Annotated in this window: 18 protein-coding genes; 7 read left to right on the forward strand and 11 right to left on the reverse strand. The window is 70.3% G+C overall.

The annotated features are described in order from the left end of the window. Positions 1–13 precede the first annotated feature (13 nt). The 3 genes from ACIRB1_RS08980 to ACIRB1_RS08990 all read left to right on the forward strand — a co-directional run bounded on the left by ACIRB1_RS08980 (position 14) and on the right by ACIRB1_RS08990 (position 4,277). Positions 14–880, forward strand: coding sequence for an ABC transporter permease subunit (locus ACIRB1_RS08980; RefSeq protein WP_328831845.1), 867 nt, complete (start codon positions 14–16; stop codon positions 878–880). 189 nt (positions 881–1,069) lie between these two features. Further along, complete coding sequence (locus ACIRB1_RS08985; RefSeq protein WP_403465097.1) at positions 1,070–2,749, forward strand: glycoside hydrolase family 13 protein; 1,680 nt, start codon at positions 1,070–1,072, stop codon at positions 2,747–2,749. 151 nt (positions 2,750–2,900) lie between these two features. Further along, positions 2,901–4,277 (forward strand): alpha-amylase family protein, encoded by a 1,377-nt coding sequence (locus ACIRB1_RS08990; RefSeq protein WP_352183551.1) that lies wholly within the window; start codon positions 2,901–2,903, stop codon positions 4,275–4,277. 59 nt (positions 4,278–4,336) lie between these two features. On the opposite strand, the gene ACIRB1_RS08995 is transcribed toward ACIRB1_RS08990, so the two are convergent. Next, complete coding sequence (locus ACIRB1_RS08995) at positions 4,337–4,945, reverse strand: DUF4232 domain-containing protein (protein ID WP_403465098.1); 609 nt, start codon at positions 4,943–4,945, stop codon at positions 4,337–4,339. A 409-nt stretch (positions 4,946–5,354) separates the two neighbouring features. Here ACIRB1_RS08995 and pulA point away from each other — a divergent pair, with 409 nt between their 5' ends. The 3 genes from pulA to ACIRB1_RS09010 all read left to right on the forward strand — a co-directional run bounded on the left by pulA (position 5,355) and on the right by ACIRB1_RS09010 (position 12,836). Further along, a complete protein-coding gene (gene pulA, locus ACIRB1_RS09000; RefSeq protein ID WP_403465377.1) occupies positions 5,355–10,730 on the forward strand; it encodes a pullulanase-type alpha-1,6-glucosidase in 5,376 nt (1,791 codons plus the stop codon). Between the two features lie 76 nt (positions 10,731–10,806). Continuing rightward, a complete protein-coding gene (locus tag ACIRB1_RS09005; RefSeq protein ID WP_352183553.1) occupies positions 10,807–12,426 on the forward strand; it encodes a fused response regulator/phosphatase in 1,620 nt (539 codons plus the stop codon). A gap of 53 nt (positions 12,427–12,479) precedes the next feature. After that, positions 12,480–12,836, forward strand: a complete 357-nt coding sequence (locus tag ACIRB1_RS09010; RefSeq protein WP_266767949.1) for a 5-carboxymethyl-2-hydroxymuconate Delta-isomerase — start codon at positions 12,480–12,482, stop codon at positions 12,834–12,836. A 17-nt stretch (positions 12,837–12,853) separates the two neighbouring features. On the opposite strand, the gene ACIRB1_RS09015 is transcribed toward ACIRB1_RS09010, so the two are convergent. The 5 genes from ACIRB1_RS09015 to ACIRB1_RS09035 form a co-directional block, all read right to left on the reverse strand. Beyond that, positions 12,854–13,543: a TetR/AcrR family transcriptional regulator gene (locus tag ACIRB1_RS09015; protein WP_352183554.1), complete on the reverse strand. Its 690-nt coding sequence runs from the start codon at positions 13,541–13,543 to the stop codon at positions 12,854–12,856. Positions 13,544–13,599: 56 nt separating this feature from the next. Continuing rightward, on the reverse strand, positions 13,600–14,643 hold the full coding sequence (locus tag ACIRB1_RS09020; protein WP_403465099.1) for a PDR/VanB family oxidoreductase: 1,044 nt from the start codon (positions 14,641–14,643) through the stop codon (positions 13,600–13,602). Continuing rightward, the gene (locus ACIRB1_RS09025; protein ID WP_403465100.1) at positions 14,643–15,509 is read right to left on the reverse strand and encodes a metal-dependent hydrolase; all 867 of its coding nucleotides are present in this window, start codon (positions 15,507–15,509) and stop codon (positions 14,643–14,645) included. Before ACIRB1_RS09025 ends, ACIRB1_RS09020 begins: the two co-directional genes overlap by 1 nt. Positions 15,510–15,608: 99 nt before the next feature. Beyond that, complete coding sequence (locus tag ACIRB1_RS09030) at positions 15,609–17,528, reverse strand: hypothetical protein (RefSeq protein WP_403465101.1); 1,920 nt, start codon at positions 17,526–17,528, stop codon at positions 15,609–15,611. Between the two features lie 49 nt (positions 17,529–17,577). Further along, positions 17,578–18,078 (reverse strand): tetratricopeptide repeat protein, encoded by a 501-nt coding sequence (locus ACIRB1_RS09035; RefSeq protein ID WP_403465102.1) that lies wholly within the window; start codon positions 18,076–18,078, stop codon positions 17,578–17,580. Between the two features lie 139 nt (positions 18,079–18,217). On the opposite strand from ACIRB1_RS09035, the gene ACIRB1_RS09040 reads away from it, so the two are divergent. Then, a complete protein-coding gene (locus ACIRB1_RS09040; RefSeq protein ID WP_403465103.1) occupies positions 18,218–18,619 on the forward strand; it encodes a hypothetical protein in 402 nt (133 codons plus the stop codon). 89 nt (positions 18,620–18,708) lie between these two features. Here the strand turns inward: ACIRB1_RS09040 and ACIRB1_RS09045 are convergent, their stop codons facing one another. The 5 genes from ACIRB1_RS09045 to ACIRB1_RS09065 form a co-directional block, all read right to left on the reverse strand. Beyond that, the gene (locus tag ACIRB1_RS09045) at positions 18,709–20,253 is read right to left on the reverse strand and encodes a DUF1996 domain-containing protein (RefSeq protein WP_403465104.1); all 1,545 of its coding nucleotides are present in this window, start codon (positions 20,251–20,253) and stop codon (positions 18,709–18,711) included. Positions 20,254–20,436: 183 nt separating this feature from the next. Continuing rightward, positions 20,437–21,090 (reverse strand): response regulator transcription factor, encoded by a 654-nt coding sequence (locus tag ACIRB1_RS09050; RefSeq protein WP_352183561.1) that lies wholly within the window; start codon positions 21,088–21,090, stop codon positions 20,437–20,439. After that, on the reverse strand, positions 21,075–22,343 hold the full coding sequence (locus ACIRB1_RS09055) for a sensor histidine kinase (protein WP_403465105.1): 1,269 nt from the start codon (positions 22,341–22,343) through the stop codon (positions 21,075–21,077). Before ACIRB1_RS09055 ends, ACIRB1_RS09050 begins: the two co-directional genes overlap by 16 nt. Positions 22,344–22,421: 78 nt before the next feature. Further along, on the reverse strand, positions 22,422–23,462 hold the full coding sequence (locus ACIRB1_RS09060; protein WP_403465106.1) for an NAD-dependent epimerase/dehydratase family protein: 1,041 nt from the start codon (positions 23,460–23,462) through the stop codon (positions 22,422–22,424). Positions 23,463–23,522: 60 nt separating this feature from the next. Next, entirely contained in the window at positions 23,523–24,095 is a 573-nt protein-coding gene (locus tag ACIRB1_RS09065; protein ID WP_352183564.1) for a winged helix-turn-helix domain-containing protein, read from the reverse strand. Positions 24,096–24,296 lie beyond the last annotated feature (201 nt).

Raw genomic sequence — 24,296 nt, forward strand, 5'->3', positions numbered from 1 at the left:
GGCAGGAGTCCCCATGAGCACCACGACACCACCGCAACGGACCCGCCGACGGGGCGAGTTGAGCCGCTCCGGCACCCTCGCCTCGCACGGCGTCCTGATCGTCGCGAGCCTGATCGCGCTCTTCCCGATCGCCTGGCTGGTCTTCCTCTCCCTCGGCCCGGACTCGGACGACTACCTCCACCCGGCCGGCATCTGGAAGAAGATGACGTTCGGCAACTACTCGTTCGTGCTCCAGCACACCGAGTTCTTCGACTGGCTGAAGAGTTCGCTGATCGTCTCGCTGGGCACCACGGTCATCGGCGTCACGATCGCCGCGACCACCGGATACGCCGTCTCGCGCATGCGGTTCCCCGGGTACCGGAAGTTCATGTGGGTGCTGCTGGTTACCCAGATGTTCCCGATAGCGGTACTCATCGTGCCGATGTACCAGATTCTGGCCGATCTCCAGCTCATCGACAGCTACCTTGGTCTCATCCTCGTCTACTGCTCGACGGCGGTGCCGTATTGCGCCTGGCTGCTCAAGGGCTACTTCGACACGATCCCGTTCGAGATCGACGAGGCGGGACGCGTCGACGGGCTCAACCCCTTCGGCACGTTCGCGCGCCTGATCCTGCCGCTCGCCAAGCCGGGCCTCGCGGTCGCCGCGTTCTACAGCTTCCTCACGGCCTTCGGCGAGGTCGCGTTCGCCTCGACCTTCATGCTGTCCGACACGAAGTACACCTTCGCGGTCGGATTGCAGACCTTCGTCAGCGAGCACGACGCGCAGCGGAACCTGATGGCCGCGACCGCGGTACTGATCGCGATACCGGTCGCGGCGTTCTTCTATCTCGTACAGAAGAACCTCGTCACCGGGCTCACGGCAGGTGGCACGAAGGGCTGACTGCCGGGTTCGTCGTTGTCTGCCGCGCTGTCGTGGCTGGCCGCGCAGTTCCCCGCGCCCCTTTGGGGGCGGAGCCCCCAAACCCCCAATACCCGAGGCGGCCGTGGTGTCCATCCGACCCCGCTGACACCACGGCCGCCTCGTCTCCAACCACCCCCGCCCAGAACCCCGTCACGCACCAAGGACGCCATGACCCAGCAGCACTCCGTCATCGCCCCGGCACAGTCCCCCGCCAAAGCCAAGCGCGGCGACTGGTGGAGAGACGCCGTGATCTACCAGGTCTACCCCCGCAGCTTCGCCGACAGCAACGGCGACGGCATGGGCGACCTGGAAGGCGTACGCGCCCGGCTCCCGTACCTGCGCGACCTCGGCATCGACGCCGTCTGGCTCAGCCCGTTCTACGCCTCCCCGCAGGCGGACGCCGGCTACGACGTCGCCGACTACCGCGCCGTGGACCCGATGTTCGGCAACCTGCTCGACGCCGACGCGCTGATCCGCGACGCCCACGGACTCGGCCTGCGTATCATCGTCGACCTCGTCCCCAACCACTCCTCGGACCAACACGACTGGTTCAAGCGGGCGTTGAGGGAGGGCCCCGGCTCACCGCTGCGGGAGCGCTACCACTTCCGCCCCGGCAAGGGCGAGCACGGCGAACTCCCGCCCAACGACTGGGAGTCCATCTTCGGCGGCCCGGCCTGGACCCGCGTCACCGAACCGGATGGCTCGGCGGGGGAGTGGTACCTGCACCTCTTCGCCCCCGAGCAGCCCGACTTCAACTGGGAACACCCGGCGGTGGGCGACGAGTTCCGCTCGATCCTCCGCTTCTGGCTGGACATCGGCGTCGACGGCTTCCGCATCGACGTGGCCCACGGCCTGGTGAAGGCGGCGGGCCTGCCCGACCTCGGCTCGCACGATCAGCTCAAGCTGCTGGGCAACGATGTCATGCCGTTCTTCGACCAGGACGGCGTCCACGACGTCTACCGCCAGTGGCGCACCGTCCTGGACGAGTACGCGGGCGAGCGCATCTTCGTGGCGGAGGCATGGACGCCCACGGTGGAGCGGACGGCCAACTACGTCCGCCCGGACGAACTCCACCAGGCCTTCAACTTCCAGTACCTGTCGACCGAGTGGGACGCCGAGGAACTGCGTACGGTCGTCGACCGCACCCTGGAGGCCATGCGCCCGGTCGGCGCCCCCGCCACCTGGGTCCTCTCCAACCACGACGTCACCCGGCACGCCACCCGGTTCGCCAACCCGCCCGGCCTCGGCACCCAGATCCGCACCGCGGGGGACCGCGAGCTGGGCCTGCGCCGGGCCCGCGCCGCGACCCTGCTGATGCTGGCGCTGCCCGGCTCGGCGTACATCTACCAGGGCGAGGAGCTCGGCCTGCCCGACGTCGTCGACCTCCCGGACGAAGTCCGCCAGGACCCCGCCTACTTCAGGGGCGCCGGCCAGGACGGCTTCCGGGACGGGTGCCGGGTGCCGATCCCGTGGACGCGTGACGGATCGTCGTACGGCTTCGGCAGCGGCGGGAGCTGGCTGCCGCAGCCGGACGGCTGGGGCGAGCTGAGCATCGAGGCGCAGACCGGGGCGGCCGGTTCGACGCTGGAGCTGTACCGGGCCGCGCTCGCCGCCCGCCGCACCCAGCCGGACCTCGGCGCGGGCGACTCGGTGGAGTGGCTGCGGGCCCCGCAGGGCGTACTCGCCTTCCGGCGCGGGGAGTTCGTGTGTGTCGCGAACACGAGCGGGGAGTCGGTGACGACCCCGGCGTACGGCCGTCTCCTGCTCGCCAGCGGTGAGGTGACCGAGACGGACGGCGAGGCGAAGCTGCCCGCCGACACGACGGTGTGGTGGACCACCACCCCGTAACTGCCGTTGCGCCACGGGAAGTTCTTGCAGCAACTTCACACGGCCCGCTGCCCTTTTGGGCGGCGGGCCCTTAACATCTGGGCGACCGCAAGGTTTCCACTGTCTTTCAGCAAGAATCTTCAAGGACCTTCAACGGAGAAGGAATCCCCACATGGCCAACAGCAGATCACTTGCGGGCGCCTTCGCCCTCGCCGCCGCGACGGCCCTCCTGGTGCCCGGCACCGCGCACGCCTCCCCGCCCGGCTCCAAGGACGTCACCGCCGTCCTCTTCGAGTGGAACTTCGCCTCGGTCGCCAAGGAGTGCACCAACACCCTCGGCCCGGCCGGTTACGGCTACGTCCAGGTCTCCCCGCCCGCCGAGCACATACAGGGCTCGCAGTGGTGGACGTCGTACCAGCCGGTGAGCTACAAAATCGCCGGGCGGCTCGGCGACGCGACCGCCTTCAAGAACATGATCAGCACGTGTCACGCGGCGGGCGTGAAGGTCGTCGTCGACACGGTCATCAACCACATGTCGGCGGGCAGCGGCACCGGCACCGGCGGCTCGTCGTACACGAAGTACAACTACCCCGGCCTGTACTCCTCGTACGACATGGACGACTGCACGGCGACGGTCAGCGACTACACCAACCGCGCCAACGTCCAGAACTGCGAACTGGTCGGGCTGGCCGACCTGGACACCGGCGAGGAGTACGTCCGCGCCACGATCGCCGGCTACATGAACAGCCTCCTCGGCTACGGCGCCGACGGCTTCCGCATCGACGCGGCCAAGCACATCCCGGCGACCGACCTCGCGAACATCAAGTCCCGCCTGACGAACCCCTCCGCGTACTGGAAGCAGGAGGTCATCTACGGCGCCGGCGAGGCGGTCCAGCCCACCGAGTACACCGGCAACGGCGACGTCCAGGAGTTCCGCTACGCCTACGACCTCAAGCGGGTCTTCAACAACGAGAACCTCGCCTACCTGAAGAACTACGGTGAGGGCTGGGGGTACATGAACAGCTCGGTCGCGGCGGTCTTCGTGGACAACCACGACACCGAGCGCAACGGCTCGACCCTCAACTACAAGGACGGCGCCAACTACACGCTGGCCAACGTCTTCATGCTCGCCTACCCCTATGGCGCCCCGGACATCAACTCCGGCTACGAGTGGTCGGACGCGGACGCCGGACCGCCCAACAACGGCGCGGTGACGGCCTGTTGGCAGGACGGCTGGAAGTGCCAGCACGCCTGGCCCGAGATCAAGTCCATGGTCGCCTTCCGCAACGCGACCAGCGGCCAGTCCCTCACCAACTGGTGGGACGACGGCAACGACGCGATCGCGTTCGGCCGCGGCAGCAAGGGCTATGTCGCCATCAACCACGAGACGTACTCGCTGACGCAGACCTACCAGACGTCGCTCGCCGCGGGCACGTACTGCAACGTGCAGAACAACACCTCGGTGACCGTGAACTCCGGCGGCCAGTTCACGGCGACCCTGGGCTCCAACACGGCGCTGGCGATCTACGCGGGCAAGTCGAGCTGCTGATCGCCGCGTTGGACGGCGGCGGGGCGGGGGGACGCACCGCCGCCGTCCGGCCCGTGGGATCAGGGGGTGACGGTGATGTGCTTCGCCAGGGCCGTCACGGAGAGGTCGCCGTGGTCGACCCACTGCGGGAAGGCCAGCGTCTTGTGCTGAGTGGAGGCGGGCGGGGTGATCTCCAGGAACGCGGCGTGCGTCGCGCCCGAGGTGCCGGTGTTGGCGTGGGTCCAGGCGACGACGGCCTCGGCGCTCTCGCCGTCCTTGAGGATGAGGGTCTTCTTGCCGGGGTTGTGCGCGTACCAGGTGTTGCCCCACGTGGTGTGCGTCGTCAGCTTCCTGTGCGCGGAGTTCTCCAGGCCCAGGCCCGGGTAGCCGCGCAGCGCGCAGGTCTTCCCGCTGAGGTTGCGCAGCCGTATGACGACACCCTCGTGGTTCATCCCCCCGCCGAGCTGCTGACCGTAGGTCGCCTTCAGCGCGGCGGCCGAGCAGGTCGGCGTCGCCTTCGCGGTGGCGCCGGAGGTCGCGGCGTTCGCGGTCCCCGCCCAGCCCACGAGCCCGAGGCCGACGGCGGCGCCCAGCCCGACGACCGCGCGCCCGATCCTGCGGCCGGCGCGCCGCCGGTGCTCGGCGGTGGCGGCCCGGTCGGTGGTGTTCCGGATTTCGTTCACGGTCATGATCCCCACTCCTGCTCCGCGGACCGTGGTCTGCGGCCCGCACCCGTCCTTCTGTGCCGTACACAAGGTTCGATGCGTGCCACGGCGGTTTTGTTCGCGGAAGAGGCGGAAGACTTTTCCCGGCGCCGTTTGCTGGAAGTTCTTTCCATGCCTTTCATGACTCTTGCTGCAACCCTTGCGTCGGCGATACGGTCTCGCCGGGGTCGGACCCGAACTGAGCCGTAATCGCAAGGAGTTCACGCCTGTGATACCGAGATGGCCGGCGCCTAGGCGCTCCGCGGGAAGTGCAGGGAGACGTCGTCCGTCGTCCTTGGCGCCGTCGTGGCTGGTCGCGCAGTTCCCCGCGCCCCTTCGGGGCGTCGCCGAACCGCAGCCGACTTCGCCCGACCCGCTCACGGCACGCCGCACCCTGTACCCGGGATGGATCGCGGTTCTCGCCGCGGCCGTCCTCACGGCGGTGTTCCTCCAGCCCCTCGCCGCCCACGCGGCCGCCCCGCCCGCGCCCCCGTCGGACGCCAGGCTGGCCGCGACGCCCGCCCGGCACGACGACACGCGCGAGCAGTTCTACTTCGTGATGCCGGACCGGTTCGCGAACGGCGACACCTCCAACGACCGAGGCGGGCTGACCGGTTCACGCCTCAGCACCGGCTACGACCCCACCGACAAGGGCTTCTACCAGGGCGGCGACCTCAAGGGCCTGACGAACAAGCTCGACTACATCAAGGGCCTCGGCACCACCGCCATCTGGATGGCCCCGATCTTCAGGAACCAGCCCGTGCAGGGGACCGGCGCCGGAGCTTCCGCCGGCTACCACGGCTACTGGATCACGGACTTCACCCAGGTCGACCCGCACTTCGGCACCAACAAGGACCTGGCGACCCTCATCGCCAAGGCCCACGCCAAGGGCATGAAGGTCTTCTTCGACGTCATCACCAACCACACCGCCGACGTCGTCGACTACGAGGGCAAGTCCTACGACTACCTCTCCAAGGGCGCCTTCCCGTACCTCACCAAGGACGGGCGGCCCTTCGACGACGCCGACTACGCGGACGGCGGGAAGACGTTCCCCGAGGTCACGACGTCCTCCTTCCCGAAGACCCCGACCGTCCCCGCCGGCAAGGCGAACGTGAAGGTCCCGTCCTGGCTCAACGACCCGACGATGTACCACAACCGTGGCGACTCGACGTACGTCGGCGAGAATGCCACCTACGGCGACTTCTCCGGCCTGGACGACCTGTGGACCGAACGCCCCGAGGTCGTCAGCGGCATGGAGAAGATCTACGAGAAGTGGGTCCGTGACTTCGACGTCGACGGCTTCCGCATCGACACCGTGAAACACGTCGACATGGACTTCTGGACCCAGTGGGCCACCGCCCTCGACACCTACGCGGCCCGGCACGGCCGGAAGAACTTCTTCATGTTCGGCGAGGTCTACTCCGCCGACACGTCCATCACCTCGCCGTACGTCACCCAGGGCCGCCTGGACGCCACGCTCGACTTCCCCTTCCAGGACGCGGCCCGCGTCTACGCCTCCCAGGGCGGCAGCGCGCAGAAGCTCGGAAGCGTCTTCGGCGACGACTACAAGTACACGACCGACAAGGCCAACGCGTACGAGCAGGTCACCTTCCTCGGCAACCACGACATGGGCCGCATCGGCTACTTCCTCGGCCAGGACAACCCGAAGGCCACCGACGCCCAGCTCCTCGCCAAGGACCGGCTCGCCAACGAGCTGATGTTCCTCAGCCGCGGCAACCCCGTCGTCTACTACGGCGACGAACAGGGCTTCACCGGCTCCGGCGGCGACAAGGACGCCCGCCAGCCGATGTTCGGGTCGAAGATCGCCGACTATCTCGACGACGACGAGATCGGCACCGACCGCACGGCCGCGAGTGACGCGTACGACCCGACTGCCCCGCTGTACCGGCAGATCGCGGCTCTCTCGAAGCTCCGCAAGGCCAACCCGGCCCTCACCGACGGCGTCCAGACCGAGCGCTACGCGGCCGACGGCGCCGGCGTCTACGCCTTCACACGGACGGGCACCGGATCGGACAGGAACGAGTACGTCGTCGCCCTCAACAACGCCGACACGGCGAGGACGGTGACCTTCGCGACCGGTTCGCCGGACATGAAGTACCGCGGGATCTACGGCACTTCGGCCACCACGACGAGCGGCGCCGACAACAAGGTGACCGTCGCCGTCCCCGCCGGCGCCGCGATCGTCCTCCAGGCGGCCGGTGCCCTCGCCGAACCCGTCACCAAGCCGGAGATCACCCTCAGGGCCCCGGACGCGGGTGCCACCGGCACCGTCGAGCTGAGCGCCGACGTCACCGGCGGTCAGCTCGACCGGGTCGTCTTCGCCGCCCAGACCGGCAACGGCGCATGGCGGACCCTGGGTTCGGCCGACCACGCCCCGTACAAGGTCACGCAGACGATCGGCAAGGACGTACCGGCCGGAACAGCCCTGCGCTACAAGGCGGTTGTGGTCGACTCGACCGGACGCACCGCGAGCGCGACGGCCGTCTCCACCACCGGCACCCCGCCCGCCGAAGCGGTCCCCACCGCCTCCTCGCGCGACTACGCGATCGTCCACTACAAGCGCACGGACGGCGACTACGCCGACTGGGGCCTGTACGCGTGGGGCGACCTCGCCGACGGCGAGGCGACGACCTGGCCCGCGAGTCATCCCTTCGTCGGCCGGGACGCCTACGGCGCCTTCGCCTACGTCAAGTTGAAGCCCGGGGCGACGAACGTCGGCTTCCTGGTGATCGACAGGGACGGCGACAAGGACGTCTCCGCCGACCGTTCGATCGACGTCACGCGGACCGGCGAGGTGTGGATCGAGCAGGGCAAGGAGGCCGTACAGACCCAGCGGCCCGACTATCCGGCGCAGGACACCACCAAGGCCGTCATCCACTACCACCGCGCGGACGGCGACTACTCCGGCTGGGGTCTCCACGTCTGGACGGGGGCCGCGCACCCCACGGACTGGTCGAGCCCGCTGGAGCCGGTGCGGACCGACGCGTACGGCGCCGTCTTCGAGGTGCCGCTGAACTCCGGTGCCACCAGCCTCAGTTACATTCTGCACAAGGGCGACGAGAAGGACCTCTCCGCCGATCAGTCGCTCGACCTCAAGACCGACGGCAACGAGGTGTGGCTGCTGAACGGCCAGGAGAAGTACCTCCTGCCGCAGCCCGCCGGGAGTGCGGCGGCCCTCGACCTGACCACCTCCAAGGCGGTCTGGATCGACCGGAACACGGTCGCCTGGAACGGCTCCGACGCCGCCGCCTCCACCCAGCTCGTGTACTCCCGCGACGGGTCGATCGCCGCGAAGGACGGCACGCTGACGAGCGACGACGAGCGCTGGCTGCGACTGTCGAGGACCACGCTCACCGACGCCCAGAAGTCCACGTTCCCCTATCTGAAGGACTATGCGGCCTGGTCCGTCGACCCGCGTGACCGGGGGCGGGTGAAGGAGGCCCTGGACGGGCAGCTCATCGCCTCCCAACGGGCCGTCAACGGAGCCGTGTTGGCCGCCACCGGCGTACAGCTCGCCGGAGTGCTCGACGACGTGTACGGGGCCGCGACCAAGGCCGACCTCGGGCCGACCTTCCGCAACGGCCGCCCCACGCTGGCCGTGTGGGCGCCGACCGCGCAGAGCGTGTCCCTCGACCTCGACGGCTCGCTGAAGAAGATGAGCCGGAACGCCACCACCGGCGTCTGGTCCGTCACCGGTCCGGCCTCCTGGAAGAACAAGCCGTACCGGTACGTCGTGAAGGTGTGGGCGCCGACCGTCCGGAAGGTCGTCACCAACGAGGTCACCGACCCCTACTCGGTCGCCCTCACCACCGACTCGAAGCGCAGCCTCGTCGTCGACCTCGCCGACAAGTCCCTCGCCCCGAGCGGCTGGTCGGGCCTGAGGAAGCCGAAGGCGGTGCCGCTCAAGGACGCGGAGATCCAGGAGCTGCACATCCGCGACTTCTCCGTCGCGGACACCACGGTCCCTGCCAAGGACCGCGGGACCTACCTCGCCTTCACGGACAGGAACAGCGACGGCTCCAGGCATCTGCGGGAGCTGGCCCGGTCCGGGACGTCGTACGTGCATCTGCTGCCCGCCTTCGACATCGCGACCATCCCGGAGAAGAAGTCCGAGCAGTCCACCACCGACTGCGACCTCGCCTCCTACGCCGCCGACTCGGAGCAGCAGCAGGCGTGCGTGGCGGCCGTCGCCGCCAAGGACGCCTACAACTGGGGGTACGACCCGTATCACTTCACGGTCCCGGAGGGGTCGTACGCGACCGACCCGGACGGCACCGGGCGCACCGTCGAGTTCCGCAGGATGGTCAAGTCGCTGAACGAGGACGGTCTTCGGGTCGTCATGGACGTCGTCTACAACCACACGGCGGCCGCGGGTCAGGCGGACACCTCGGTGCTCGACAGGATCGTGCCGGGCTACTACCAGCGGCTGCTGGCCGACGGCAGCGTCGCGAACTCCACCTGCTGTGCCAACACGGCGACCGAGAACGCCATGATGGGCAAGCTGGTCGTCGACTCCGTGGTCACCTGGGCCAAGGAGTACAAGGTCGACGGTTTCCGCTTCGACCTCATGGGACACCAGCCGAAGGCCAACATCCTCGCCGTGCGCAAGGCGCTGGACGCGCTGACCCTCGCGAAGGACGGCGTCGACGGCAAGAAGATCATCATGTACGGCGAGGGCTGGAACTTCGGCGAGGTCGCCGACGACGCCCGATTCGTGCAGGCCACGCAGAAGAACATGGCCGGCACGGGCATCGCGACCTTCTCCGACCGGGCCCGTGACGCGGTGCGCGGCGGCAGCCCCTTCGACGACGACCCGGGCGTCCAGGGCTTCGCCTCCGGGCTCTACACCGACCCCAACTCGTCCAAGGCGAACGGTACTTCGGCCGAGCAGAAGGCCCGCCTCCTGCACTACCAGGACCTCATCAAGGTCGGCCTGAGCGGCAACCTCGCGACCTACCACTTCACCGACACCGACGGGAAGGACGTCACCGGCGCCGGGATCGACTACAACGGCGCACCCGCCGGCTACGCGGACGCGCCCGGCGACGCCCTCGCCTACGTCGACGCGCACGACAACGAGTCGCTGTTCGACGCCCTCACCTACAAGCTGCCCGCGACGACGAGCGCCGCCGACCGGGCCCGGATGCAGGTCCTCGCGATGGCCACGGCCACGCTCTCGCAGGGGCCGGCGCTCTCGCAGGCCGGGACCGACCTGCTGCGCTCCAAGTCCCTGGACCGCAACTCGTTCGACAGCGGCGACTGGTTCAACGCGATCCACTGGAACTGCGCGGACGGCAACGGCTTCGGGCGGGGCCTGCCGACGGCGGCCGACAACGCGTCGAAGTGGCCGTACGCGAAAGGTCTGCTGACGTCGGTGAAGGTGGGCTGCGGGCAGATCGACGGGGCCTCGGCCGCGTACCAGGAGCTGCTGAGGATCCGTACGAGCGAGCCCGTCTTCTCGCTCGGCACGGCCGCGCGGGTGCAGTCGGAGATGTCCTTCCCGCTGTCCGGGAAGGACGAGACGCCCGGCGTGATCACCATGGAACTCGGCGATCTCGTCGTGGTGTTCAACGCGACGCCGACCGGACAGGACCAGCGGATCGGGGCGCTGGCCGGTTCCGGTTACCGGCTGCACCCGGTGCAGGCGAGGGGCGCCGACGCCACCGTGAAGGCCGCTTCCTACGCGAAGGGGACGGGTACCTTCACCGTTCCGGGTCGCACTGTGGCCGTATTTACCCGGACACCCTGAAAGCGCATTACCGTAGTGGGGCAGGCTGTGGTCAGCGGCCTGTCCCACCGGTGTGTCAAAGGGCCAGGTCTGAGAAATGGACGTCAACGGCAAACTGACGCACGCGACCGTGCTGCTCGTCGACGACGAGCCGGCGAGCCGGTTCGCGGTCGAGAGCGTGCTGAGCCGTGCCGGGCATCGGGTCCTCGCGGTCGGCAGCGGCACCGAGGCGCTCGCCGAACTCGACGTGCGGCTGCGCAAGGGGAACCTCCCGGACGTGGCGCTGATCGACGTGCACCTGCCGGACATGAGCGGCTTCGAACTGTGCGGGCTGCTCAAGGAGCGGCCGCGGATGGCGGGCCTGCCGGTCGTGCACGTCTCCGCGCTCGCCGCACCGCCGAGCAACCGCTGCCAGGCGCTCGACGCGGGCGACGAGGCCTTCCTCACCGTGCCCGCGGAGCCCGAGGAGATCGAGGCGGCGGTCCGGTCCGCGGTCCGCGCGGCCCGGCTGCGGGCCGACGACCAGGCGCTCGTCAAGCGGCTGACCCTGCTGTCCGAGATGATCGTCACCATCCAGGCGGCGCGCTCCCTCCAGGAGCTCGTCGACGTCGCCGCCGACGGCACCGCACGGCTCACCGGCACCCCGGCCGCCGTCTTCGTCCTCGACCGGGACGACCAGCTCTACCGCGGCCTGCCCCGGGACCGCACCGCCGTGGCGCTGCCGGGCGAGGACGCCGACCGGGCCGTGGCCCGGCTGCTGCGGCGGCTCTCCCAGGGGCAGTCCGGGGTGCAGATCACCACCGTGCCCGCGCCGCTGTGGCCCACCGGGTTCTTCCGGCCCGGCGTCGAGCACGACGCCCGGCTGGCGCTCGTCCTCACCCAGGAGGGCCGGGCCCCGGTCTGTCTCGCCGCCCCCACCCGCGGGCTGCGCCGGGTCGGCCCCGAGGCCGGCGCGCTGATCGCGCAGCTCGCCCAGGCCACCGCGCTCGCCGCCGAGCCGCTCCTCATGTACCAGGTTGAGCGGCATGTGGCCCTCACCCTCCAGCGCAGCTTCCTGCCCAGGCCCGACCGGCTGCCCGAACTCGACGGCGCGGACGTCGTGGTGCGGTACGTGCCCGCGTCCCAGGACACCGAGATCGGCGGCGACTTCTACGCCGTCCTGAAGGTCGGCTCGCGCGTGCTCTTCGCCGTCGGCGACGTCGTCGGGCACTCGCTGGAGGCGGCCACCGTGATGGTCGAGATACGGCACGCCCTGCGCGCCTACTGCGTCGACGAGAGCGATCCGAGCGTCCTCGCCGAGCGGCTGGACCGGATGCTCCAGCACTACCACCCGGAGACCACGGCCACCGTCTGCCTGGTCGTCGTCGACCCGGACACCGGGCGCACCCTCATCTCCAACGCCGGGCACATCCCGCCGCTGATCATCCGGGACAGCGGCAGCGCGGACTACGCCAAGGCGTCGGGCCCGCTGCTCGGCGTGGGCCTGTCCCATCCGCCGCCCACGGAGCTGTTCCTCGAACCCTCCGACCGGCTCCTGATGATCACCGACGGCCTCATCGAGACCCGCGGCACCGACCTCTCCGCCTCGATGGACCAGCTCCGTGCGGCGGCCTCCGGCGCCCTGCCCGGCCTGGACGCGCTGTGCGACACCCTGCTCGACTGCTTCGGCGTCGACCGGGACGACGACATCGCGATGCTGGCGCTACGGCTGGGGTGAGCCCGCGGGCGGCTAGGGTGAGCCCGTTGTTGGCTGAGAAACAGGAGCGCCTGATGCCGCAGATCACCGTCGACCACTCCCACACGATCTCCTTCGACCAGGACGGTTTCGCCCGTGCGCTGCACCAGGCGGTGGTCGAGATCGCCGCGGCGAAGCCGGAGGCGTGCAAGACGCAGTTCCGCCCGAGCGAGTACACGGCCTTCGGGTACGAGGGTCTCGACGAGCTGGGTCACACCGTCGTGCACGTCACCCTCGGCCTGCTCGCCGGGCGCACCGAGGAGACCAAGGCGAAGCTGACCGAGAAGGTCCTGGAGCTGCTCCGCGAGTACATCGACGAGGACGGCTCCGTGCTGCACGCCTCGGCCGAGGTACGCGAACTGGACGCGTCGTACCGGAAGTTCGAGCGCTAGAGCCCGCCGGACAGGCCCTAGGACGCGAGCGCGATCAGCCGGACGACGAGGTCGCTGAACGGCCCGTCGCCCGGCTCGTGCTTGAGCGACTCGCGCAGCAGTCCGCTGAGTTCCTCGTCGTAGGCCGCGCTCACCGCCGCCAACGCGCCGAAGTCGTGCACGAGCTGGCGTTCCAGCTCGGCGCGCGGGATGCGCCGGCCGTCCAGCCAGATCAGGGCCGTCGACTCGACGAGCGAGATCCACGACCGGATCATCAACTCCAGCCGCGCGGGCGGGTCCTGGACCTTCATATGGGACAGGATCTGGAGATACGCGGCGTGCCGCACCCCGTCGACGAGCGCGTTGGTGGTGGACGAACCCACCGCGGGACCGCCGCGCATCAGCGCCGCGAATCCCGGCCCGTGGTCGTCCACGAAGTCGAAGAACCGGCCCATCACCCGCAGCAGCCGTGATCCGAGCGAGCCCTCCTCGGCGACCACGAACCGCCCGGCCAGATCGTCCGAGGCGCGCTGCAACGCGGCCTCGTACAAGCTGAGTTTGCCGGGAAAGTAGTGGTAGACCAGCGGCCGGGAAATGCCCGCGGCCGCGGCTATCTCGTCGATGGAGACCTCGTCGGGCGAGCGATGGCTGAAGAGATCGAGAGCGACGCCGATCAACTGCTGCCGCCGTTCCTCGACTCCCATCCTGCGGCGAACCCCGGTACTCATGCGAACACCTTACCGATCGGAACCGGAGCCCAACGGCCCGGTCCACCCAAGGTCGTTCACATATCCAACACGATTCGTCCACCGCGGGCCCGGGATACACAGATCAGCATTGAGTCCTCACGCTCGGTGTCCGTCAGCAGCTCGTCCCGGTGCTCCACGTCCCCTTCCACGACGCGCTGTTGGCAGGTTCCGCAGAACCCCTGCTCGCAGGAGTAGAGGGTGTCGGGCAGTTCCGCCCGGACGGCGGCCAGCACCGTGGAGTCGGCGGCCACGGTCAACGTCCGCCCGCTGCGCCGGAGTTCGACCTCGAAGGCCGTGTCGCCGCCGGTGCCGTCGCCCAACTGGGCCCGGGGCGCGAACCGTTCGAGCCGTACGTCCGGGACGCGCTCCGCCGCGGCCGCCATCAGCCCCTCGGGCCCGCAGCAGTAGACGACGGCCCCCTCGGGCAACTCCGCGAGCAGCGCGTCCAGTTCGGGCCGCCGCCCGCTCACTACGGTGACCCGGCCCGCGCCGAACTCCGCCAACTCCTCCAGGAACGGCATGGAGTTGACCGTGCGGCCCGCGTAGAGCAGCCGCCAGTCGGCGCCCTCGGGCAGCGCCCGCAGCATCGGCAGCACCGGGGTGATCCCGATGCCGCCGACGACGAAGACGTACGACGGCGCCTCGATCAGCGGGAACCGATTGCGCGGCCCCCGGACCTCCACCTCCGTTCCCTCCCACACCTGTTCGTGCACCTCGCGCGACCCGCCCCGGCCGTCCGCGACCAGCCGCGCGGCGACCGTGTACGACGAGGTGTCCGCCGGGTCCCCGCACAGCGAGTACTGCCGCACCAGCCCCGAGGGCAGCACCAGATCGATGTGCGCCCCGGGCTCCCAGCGCGGCAGGTCCGTCCCTTCCAGGCGCAGTTGTACGACGCCTTCGGCGACCGTCTCCCGTGCGGCGACCCGGAGCCTCAGCGCCCGGGTGCGCGGCCGGCCGGAGACCGGCGGGTCGAGCGCGGGCAGCGGCCACAGCGGCGAGGCCCGCACCCGGCGCCGTAGCGCACGGCGGGTCAGCAGGGTGGCGCCGGCCAGGACGGCGACGGTGAGCGGCTTCGGCACTACTCCGCCCTCTTCTCGGCGGCCACCGCCGCGGGCGAGGACGCGAGGTAGGCGACGGCCTGCTCGGTGCTGCCCTCCTGGGAGGGGTGGTAGGCGCGGCTCAGGTAGCGGGGTATGGACCTGAGCATGTCCCCGGTGGCGGGCAGGGTGCCGCGCTTCCCGGCGACGTAGAAGTCCTTGAAGCTCGCGCGGGCGTCGACGAGGGTCGGGTCGTTCGCCATGAAGAAGCGGGAGCCGCGCTGCCACAGGAACATCAGGGCGGCGAACGCGGTAGCCCAGGTGCGGGCACGGCGCCGGTAGCCGCCGTCGACGTGCATGAAGAGGTCGAAGGCGACGGAGCGGTGCTCGACCTCCTCGGCGCCGTGCCAGCGCAGCAGGTCCAGCATGGTCGGATCGGCGCCGCGCCGGTCCAACTCCTCCGCGTTCAGGACCCAGTTGCCGAGGAACGCGGTGTAGTGCTCGATCGCCGCGATGATCGCGACCCGCTCCAGCAGCCACCACCTGCGGGCCCTGCCCGGCGGCAGGGTGCGGTCGCCGAGCAGCTTCTCGAAGAACCAGTCGACCTGCGCGGTGTACGGCGTCGGGTCCAGGCCCAGTTCCCTGAGGTGGGGGAGGACCTCGTCGTGGGCCTGGGAGTGCATCGCCTCCTGGCCGATGAACCCGATCACGTCCTCGCGCAGCCGGTCGTCCCGGATGAGGGGCAGCACCTGCTTGTAGACGTGCACGAACCACCGCTCACCGGCGGGCAGCAGCAGGTGCAGCACGTTGATCGTGTGCGTGGTGAAGGGGTCGCCGGGCACCCAGTGCAGCGGGGTGCCGTCCCACGAGAAGGACACCTTTCGGGCCTTGAGCGGCGTGTTAGACATGGCGTCAATGTACTGACGGGTAAGTCCCTGGGGAAGCCTTGCGCGGGGACTTGTTGACGCGAATGTCAGCTAGGAGGGGCGGTGGGGGGTAGGGGGCGGTTAGCGGAGGCCGCTGATCGTGCTGCCGTCGTCCAGGGTCCCCTTCAGCTCGGCCCGGACACCCTGCTCGGTCTTCACGGCGAGCAGGCCGCCCTGCGCCGAGCCGGTGACCCCGCCCGTCGCGCTGACCGCCTCCGTGCCCTTGCTGCCCGCGGCCAGCAGATACCAGCCGCCCGCCGCCGACTTCCACAGCACCCCGGCCAGCACATGCGGGTCGCGCGCCCCACAGGCCGGCACGTCCTGCGCCTTCGCGGCGACCGCGCCGTATGTCCCGCCCGGGGTCCGGAACTGCGCCAGCACCCGCTCGCCGCCGCCCCGCCAGGTCTCCGCCCGCGTGCACACCCACTCCGCCGCGCCGCTCGCGTCGGGCAGCGGCTGCTCGGCGTACTGCCAGGAGTTCACCGACCGCACGCCCAGCGAGCGCATCGCGCCGAGGGAGCAGGCGTACGGCGCCCAGGCGTGCTGCGCCGCCGAGCCCGACACCTCGTGGACCGAGCCGGGGCGGCCCGCGGTGAGGTGCGCCGGGACCAGTTCGCCGAGGTCGCTCACCAGCCGGGTCCCGGTGTCGTCGGTCAGCTGGAGCACGTTCCACGACGTGCACGCGCCGGTCGCCGTCGCGGGGCTGGCCATCGGTGAGGTGATCCCGTCGCTGATGGTCATCGGCAGCGCGCCGGCATTCGGCTTCTGAAGGTCCCGCTCGGCCGCCTTCCTCACCCAAGGGGCGGTCAGATAGCGGACGTTGCCGTCGGCCCGGTCCAGGACCACCGCGTCCGCCCCGGCCCCGGTCGCGCCGTCGACCCGCGCGAAGTCCAGCGCGGCGCCCTTGGTGCCGTCCTTCGGCTCGGCGTAGCGGGCGATGCGCAGACCGTCGTAGAGGATCACCACGCGCGCGTTGTCGACCGTGCCCGCGTACAGGAGCTGGGGTGGTCCGGCCGGGCCGCCGGAGGGGGTGCCGGGGGTGGCCGAGACCTGGACGGACTCGCCGGGGCGGGCCCAGACGGCGAGGGCGCGGCGCAGCAGCGCGGTGTTGCCGGTGAGGTCGCCGCGGGCCGGCCAGACGGAGAAGTCCTCGCGTGCGGAGGACTCCCACGCGGTGGGCGCGATCCGCGTCAACTTGCTTGGATTCAGGGCGGCTTCGGCCGCCGGGTTCTCCGCGTACGCGGGTGCGGCGGCGCCGTCCGGGCCCCAGCCGCCGCCGGGCATCGCGAGCAGCGCACCGCACACGGCGACGGCCGCGGCGGCGGCGAGGGCGGCCTTGCCGTGCTGGCGGCGGCGCATCAGGTCGGTGGGCCGGGCGTGCAGCGAACAGGGGTCGAACTCGGGGGAGTCGAGGAGGTCGTACCGCGCGGGCGTCTCGTCGGCCTCGCGCAGCGCCGCGTCCACCGTGTCGACCCCGGCCGCCGCGAGCACCCTGCGGACGTCGCCGTCGGGCAGCTGCTCCAGACCGCGCAGGACATACGCCGCGCGGGCCGGACCGGAGAGGGCCGACAGCCGCTGGTCCAGGGCGAGTTCGTCGGCGCCGCCCGAGCGCGGGAAGAGCCGCAGACCCCGCACCTGGGGGAGCAGCGGCGGGAGTTGGGAGCGCTTGGGCAGCGCCCGGAACGACAGCGGGAGGCCCGCTTCCAGGGCCGTACGGACGACCTGGAGGCGGACGAAGGCGTAGCCCGGGTCCTCGTCGCGCCCGGTCGACTGGGCCGGAATCACGGACGCGGACGCGCGGCCCCGGGGCAGGGCGCGTTGGGTGAGGGCGTGCGCGGTCAGGACGCGCCGGTTGCGGCCGAGGCTCGGGGGGAGCACCAGATAGGCGAGCCGGACGAGCCGCGGATAGTGCTCGACGAGCGCGGCCTCGGCCTGTTCGACATCGACGACCGGGTCGGTGGGTGAAGCTGCGGGGCGCTTGGCGACATCCTGTGACTGCACGTTCAGCAAAACGAGCGAAGGGTGAGTTGGTCACCGCCACCCGGACGACTCAGGCGTCGGGCTCGGTCAGCGCGCGTGCGTAGTTCGCCATCGACCGCTGGTAGCGCGGCAGATGGGGTGCGAGGGCGCCCAGTACGAGGGAGAGGCCCTCGCGGTCGCGGCCGAGGCTGGACAGGCACAGGGCGAGGCACGCGCGGACCGCGTCGTCCAACTCGTCGGAAGGGCAGTCGAGTTCGGGTGTGAGCAGTTTGACGCCCTCCTCCGCCTGCCCGATGTTCCGCAGCGAACTGGCGAGTTGGATCTTCGCCCGTCGGCCCTTGTAGCCGTCCAGGCCGAGCGCCAGCGCCTCCCGGTACAGCGGAGCGGCCTTGTCCGAGTGGCCGGTCGAGTCCCAGGCGCAGGCCCGCTCGAACAGCCCCAGCGGGCTGCCGTCGGGGAGTTCGGCGACGAGCGCGTCGATCACCGCCCGGAACTCGGCGGCTTGCTCCTCCGGATAGTCGTCGAAGGTCGCCCAGGCGGCTGTCGTACGGTCTTCCCAGTCTTGGTTCACGGGCGCCACCTTCGCACACGCGTACAGCCGGTGACCAAGGATTTGAGCGCGGAGCGCGTCAGGGCCGTATCGAAGGAGAAGGTCCCTCGCCGGGGCCGACTGCGGCATGCTGCCGACCGGACGACCGGAGGAACGACAGATGAGGCTGACCCGACCGATGCTCGCGGTGGCCGGCGCCACGGCGGCGCTGGCGCTGGTGGGCTGCGGCGCCGACACCAAGGCCGCGACCGTACCGACGGCGGCCACCGGCAGCCTGGAGAGCCTGGCGGCCAAGGTGAAGTGCACGCCCGACATCCAGACCGACGCCGACGAACTCCGCCAGGCCATCTGCAAGATGAGCTACGGCAAGTTCGTCCTCGCGACCTTCGCCACCGACCGCGGCCAGCGCGAGTGGATCAACGACGCCAAGGACTACGGCGGTTTCTACCTCGTCGGCCGCAAGTGGGTCGCCGTGGGCACCGACAAGATCGTCAAGCGGCTCCAGGCCACGCTCGGCGGCGACGAGGAGATCGGCACCGACCACTCGAAGCACACCAGCTGAACTCCTCGTGAGCTGAACTCCTCGCGGGGACACACGAAAGCGGGCGGTGGGAGAATCCCACCGCCCGCTCTCGTACTAGCCCGTGCTCACTAGCACTTCTTGCCCGTGTTGACGCAGTTGGCGATCTTCGCCGCCAGGTTGTTCTTGGTGACGCTGATGAAGTCGTCGTGGTCGGTCGACGCCTTGTGCAGCTGCTCCGGGAAGCCGTCCACCGCGTAGGCGTTCTTGACCACGCCGTTCTGGATGGTGGGCGGGGTGATCTTGTAGACCAGGCGCATCGTCAGCTGGGGGATGGCCTTGAAGCCGTTCCCGCAGACACCGCTCGCCGGGTCCGCGAAGGCCACGTGCGTACGGTGGTTGGCGCTGTCGATGTTCACGCCGTCCCAGCAGCTCTGGAAGGCGAAGGTGCGGACCACGTTGCTGCCCTGCGGGCAGATCGGGTACTGCTCCGTCAGCTGGACCTTGTTCTCGAAGCCGGTGCAGCTCCAGTGCGCGTTGGCGTTGGCCAGACCGTTGGTGAGGGTCTTGGCGTCACCGGTGATGATGCGCAGGAACTGCGGCATCGCGACGACCTTGCTGGCCGGCGAACCGACGTACTTGATCTGCGCCGACTGCGGGGTCAGGATCTTGCCGACGTTGCCTTCCTTGCCACCGCCGAGCGCGTTCGCGTCGAACTCCTGCGAGCCGTCCTGCACACGCACGACCGGCCAGTAGTAGGCAGAGAGGTCACTCTGGTTCTGGCAGCTGGAGGGGGCGGCCAGCAGCGAGTCGTTCGTGGAGAACGCGTTGACCTTCTGGTTGCCGACGTAGTCGTGCTCGTGGTGCGCGCCGTTGGTCACACCGGGCGCCACGATGACGTTGTCGGTGTTGTGGTTCTTGTTGGCGTTGACACCGCACCTGGTGGTGAAGGAGCCCGTGGAGGCCTGAGCCTGCTTCTGGGGCTTGGCCTGGACGTTTGGGGCCACCTTGGTGATGTCCACGAAGTCCGCGGCCGTCGGGCCGTTGCCGGCCTGACCACCGTTGTTGGCGGCGGGCGCGGATGCGCTGGCACTCGCACTCGGGGCGGCCGTGTTGCCGTTGTTCTGGCCGCCGTTGTTGTTGTTCTGCCCGCCGTTGTTGTTGCCTCCGCCGTTGTTCTGGCCACCGGCGGTGGTGTTGTTGGCGGTCTGTGTCGTACAGGCGGCGAGCTGCTTCAGTGCCGCCGCGTTGACACTGCCGCCCACTCGCTGGATGTCGATGCGGATGCGGTCGATCGTCGCGGCCCGCTTCTCCTTGAGAGGGCCGACGATCGCGTTCTGGACGAAGCTCGCGTCGTTCGCCTGCGCCTGGCGCGTCGAGGCGAGCCGGGCGTAGGCCTCGGTGATCTGCTTGTCCAGGTTCGCCAGTTCGGTGGCGACCCCCTGACGAGCGTTCTGCGGCACGTTCGTCAGCTGCTGGCCGACGTCCGGGCAGGCGATCGTCGCGACGGATGCCGCGGCGGCCTTCGTCTGGTTCTGGCCCGACGAGTTGGACTCGTGCGCCGAAGCGTTCATCTGCGCCCAGAGCAGCCCGCCCCCACCGAGCACTAGGGCAGCCGATGCGGCAATGGCCTTGGTGGCCAGCGGCGTACGGCGTTTACGATCATTGCGTCCCATGGAACTCCTCTGACTTCCTTGCGGGGCAGCGAGGCGCCCGACAGGAGTGAAGCGGCGCCCTTTGATACGCAGGAGGTCTCAGGAGTGTTCAGCGGTCTCAGAAACTGATGAGAGATTCCTGGGTAAGTCCCCTCCCAACTGCCCTTTAAACACCAGCAGTTGTGATCGACTCACAGGTAGTGCTCAGCGTCCCTGATCCAAATAGGCCAATACCGCCAGCACGCGGCGATTGTCGTCGTCCGATACTTCTAGTCCCAGTTTGGCGAAAATATTGGACGTGTGCTTCCCGATCGCCCGCTCCGTGACAACGAGTTGCCCGGCGATCGCCGCGTTCGACCGCCCCTGCGCCATCAGTTCCAGCACCTCGACCTCCCGCGGCGTCAACCGCCCCAGCGGCCGGTCGTCGGCCGCCCGCCGCGCCAGCAACTGCTGGATCACCTGCGGGTCCATCACCGTCCCACCCCCCGCCACCCTTCGCACGGCGTCCACGAACTGCTCCGCGTCGAACACCCGGTCCTTCAGCAGATAGCCCACCCCGCCGGTCCCGTCCGCGAGCAACTCCCGCGCGTACAACTGCTCCACGTGCTGCGACAGCACCAGCACCGGCAGCCCCGGCCGCTCCCGCCGCGCCCGCAGCGCGCACTGAAGCCCCTCGTCGGTGTGCGTGGGCGGCAGCCGTACGTCGACCACGGCCACGTCGGGCGCCAACTCGGCCAGCGCCCTGGTGAGTTCGGGCCCGGTCTCCACCGCCGCGGCGATCTCGAAGTCGTAGGCCTCCAACAGCCGCACCAGCCCGTCCCGCAGCAGGAACAGGTCTTCGGCTAGGACAACGCGCACGGAATCTCCATGGTCACCATGGTGGGACCGCCCGCGGGGCTGCTGACGGCCAGGACGCCGTCGAATGTACCCAGTCGCCGCTCGACCCCGGAGAGTCCCGACCCCGCCCCGACCACGGCTCCGCCCGCGCCGTTGTCCGTGACGGAGATCCGCAGCATGCCGTCCGCGTGGTCCAGGTCGACCCAGATCCGGTCGGCACCGGCGTGCTTGACGGCGTTGGTGAGCACCTCGCTGACCGCGAAGTACGCGGCCGACTCCACCGGGGCCTCGGCCCGGCCCCTCCCCAGACCCGTCGACACCTCCGTGGCCACCGGCATCCGCAGCGCCAACGCCCTTACGGCGTCGCCGAGTCCGCGCTCCGCCAGCACCGGAGGATGAATCCCGCGCACCAGATCACGCAGCTCGTCCAGCGCGTCGGCGGAGGACTGCCGGGCCCGGACCAGCAACTCCCTCGCCTTCGCCGGGTTCTTCTCCAACAGCGCCTCGATCGTGCCCAGATCCATGCCCATCGCGACCAGCCTCGCCTGCGCGCCGTCGTGCAGATCCCGTTCGATACGGCGCAGTTCGGCGGCCGAGGAATCCACCGCGTCCCGCCGCGTCTCGGTCAACACCCTTACCCGCTCGCGGAGTTCGCCCTGTCCCGGGGCGAGCACCGCACGGGTCAGCAGGAAGTGGACGCGCAGCAGGGCGGGCGTGAGGAAGAAGGCGGCGACCAGCAGCGCGACGCCCAGCAGCCCCGCGAGCAGCGCGGTGCCCTGCCCGCTCACCGGCACGAACCCGTACCACCACCCCACATACGTCCCGTCCGTGAACACCCGCCACAGCCCGAACGCCAACGCGAAGCCCTCCAGCGGATAGAACACCAGGGCCGCGGGCACCAGCGCGGTGACGAACCCGGCGATCATGTCGACGGGCAGCCACCGGAGATCCCGCCAGGTCGCGGGGTCACCGAGCAGGCGAAGAGTCCGCGCCCAGGGCTTCGTCCCCGCCGGGACCGGCCGGTACGCCGGCGGAATCCGCACCCCGTACCACCGCGCGGCGAGCAGCCGCCGCCGGTCCGCGTGCGCCCGCACACCGGTCAGCACCCAGGGGGTGGTGAACAGCCCGACGCCCGCCGGGATCAGCACGAGCGAGACGAGGGTGAGGACGAGGAGGACGAGAGAACCGTAGAGGGAGAGGAGGGCGAGCCCGAGGCCCCGCACTCCTGCCCTGAGAACGGCCCGGGCCCGCCCACCGTCGCTGTTCGTGTCCATGCCCCCCAGTCTCACGGAGCACGGCGACGAGGTCACGGGGCCGGGCCACCCTGCCGGGGGTGTCGCCGGCAACACCGGCTACGCCACGAACGGCAACCCGAGCACCTTCGCCTCCACAGCGGGGTCGAGCCCCACGGCCGGCCGGTCCGGACGCTGAGGCGCGGAACCCCCGATCTCCCGCAGCCACCGCCACGTATCGGCCACCGTCTCCTCGACGGGCCGGCAGCTCAGCCCCGTGGCCACCGCCCGGGACACATCCGCACTGTGCAGCGCGTCGTACCCGTCACTCCCCGCCGGCACCCACACCGGCAACTGAGTCCACGGCTCGATCCCCGCCCCCAGCACGGCCTCCGCCGGGGTCCAGCGCAGTTCGACCCCGGGCCCACCGGCAACCCGCACACACGCGTCCAGCAACGACCCCGTCGTCGCGTGCCCCTGGGGCGAGATCAGGTTGTACGCCCCGCTCAACTCCCGCTCCACGGAACCGAGCAGCCACTCCGCGAGGTCCCGCACGTCCACGTACTGGAGTGCCAACTCCCGCGGCCCCGGCGCCAGTACGGGCCCGCCCCGGGCGATCCGCCCCAGCCACCACGGCAACCGCCCGATGTTCTCGTACGGCCCGAGGATCAGCCCGGCCCGCGCGAACACCGACCGCTCCGCACCGAACGCCCCGAGCGCGGCCAGCTCCCCGCCCCGCTTGTCCCGTGCGTAGTCGGTCTTGTCGGCGTCGGGAGAGGCGCCCTCGACGACGGGTGCGTCCTCGTCGTACCCCGGGGGCGGAGCCCACGCGTAGACCGAGCAGCTCGACACGTACACGTACCGGCCCACCCGGTCGGCGAGCAGCCGCGCCGCGTCGTCGACGGCCCGCGGCGCCGCCGACCAGGTGTCGACGACCGCGTCCCACTCGCCGGAGGCCAGCGCGTCCAGCCCACCGGGCGCGGTGCGGTCGCCCCGCAGTGTCCGCACCCCGGCCGGGCTCGGGGGTCCGGGAGGTGTCCCCCGGAAAGCCACGGCATGGCGGCCCCGGTTGAGGACGGTCACCTCCCAGCCCCGCCCGAGGGCCGCCTCCACGACGGCCCGCCCCGCGAACTCCGTACCGCCCAGCACCAGAAGTCTCATACCGACGACTCTGCCCGCGGGGCCCCCGGAAGGGAACGCCGATCTGCCCTCAGCAGACGGTCAGCGCGCGGTCGGCGGCGTGTACTTGTACCCCACCCGGCGCACGGTCTGGATCGCCTTGCGGTGCTCGACGCCCAGCTTGCGGCGCAGCCGCGCGATGTGGACGTCGACGGTACGGCCGTCGCCCACATGCCCGTAGCCCCACACCGTGGTGACCAGCTGGTCGCGGGTGTGCACCCGGTTGGGGTGCGCGACGAGATGGGCGAGGAGCTCGAACTCCAGGTACGTCAGGTCGAGTTCCTCGCCGTTCAGCTGCGCGGTGCGCTGCACGGTGTCGATCCGGACGAGGGGCTCGGCCTCGGCCGGGAGAGCCGGGGCGGCCGGGGCGCTCCGGACGAGGTGCGGGCTGTCGGCCGGGATGAGGACGAGGTACCCGACCATCGGCGGCTGCCCCGGAAGCGTGGGCAGCGTGTGCGGCGGCGCGGGCAGCCAGGTGGCCCCCGGGGGCAGGAACTCCGCGACGTCGATCACCTCGTCCCGGTCCACGGCGCGCAGATGATGCCGTGGCGCGTTCGGAGCGGTCGGGGCGGGGGTGTCGAGCGTGGCGGAGGACAGAGAACGGATGATCGCCATGAGAGGTCAGCTCTTTCGCGCGAGAAGTTCGTCGAGGGGACGTACGTCGAGTCGCGCAGGCCGGAGGCCGAGGGTGTTTCGGCTTTAGAGGGCCGGCGCGTTCATCGCGCGACAACACACCCGGTCGAAGTCATGGTGCTGACGGGAAGGCCAGAACGGCTCAAGGTCATCGCGACCCGTCGCGCTGCGTTTCTGGTAGCC

Source organism: Streptomyces sp. NPDC096013 (assembly GCF_044763565.1).
Lineage (GTDB): Bacteria > Actinomycetota > Actinomycetes > Streptomycetales > Streptomycetaceae > Streptomyces.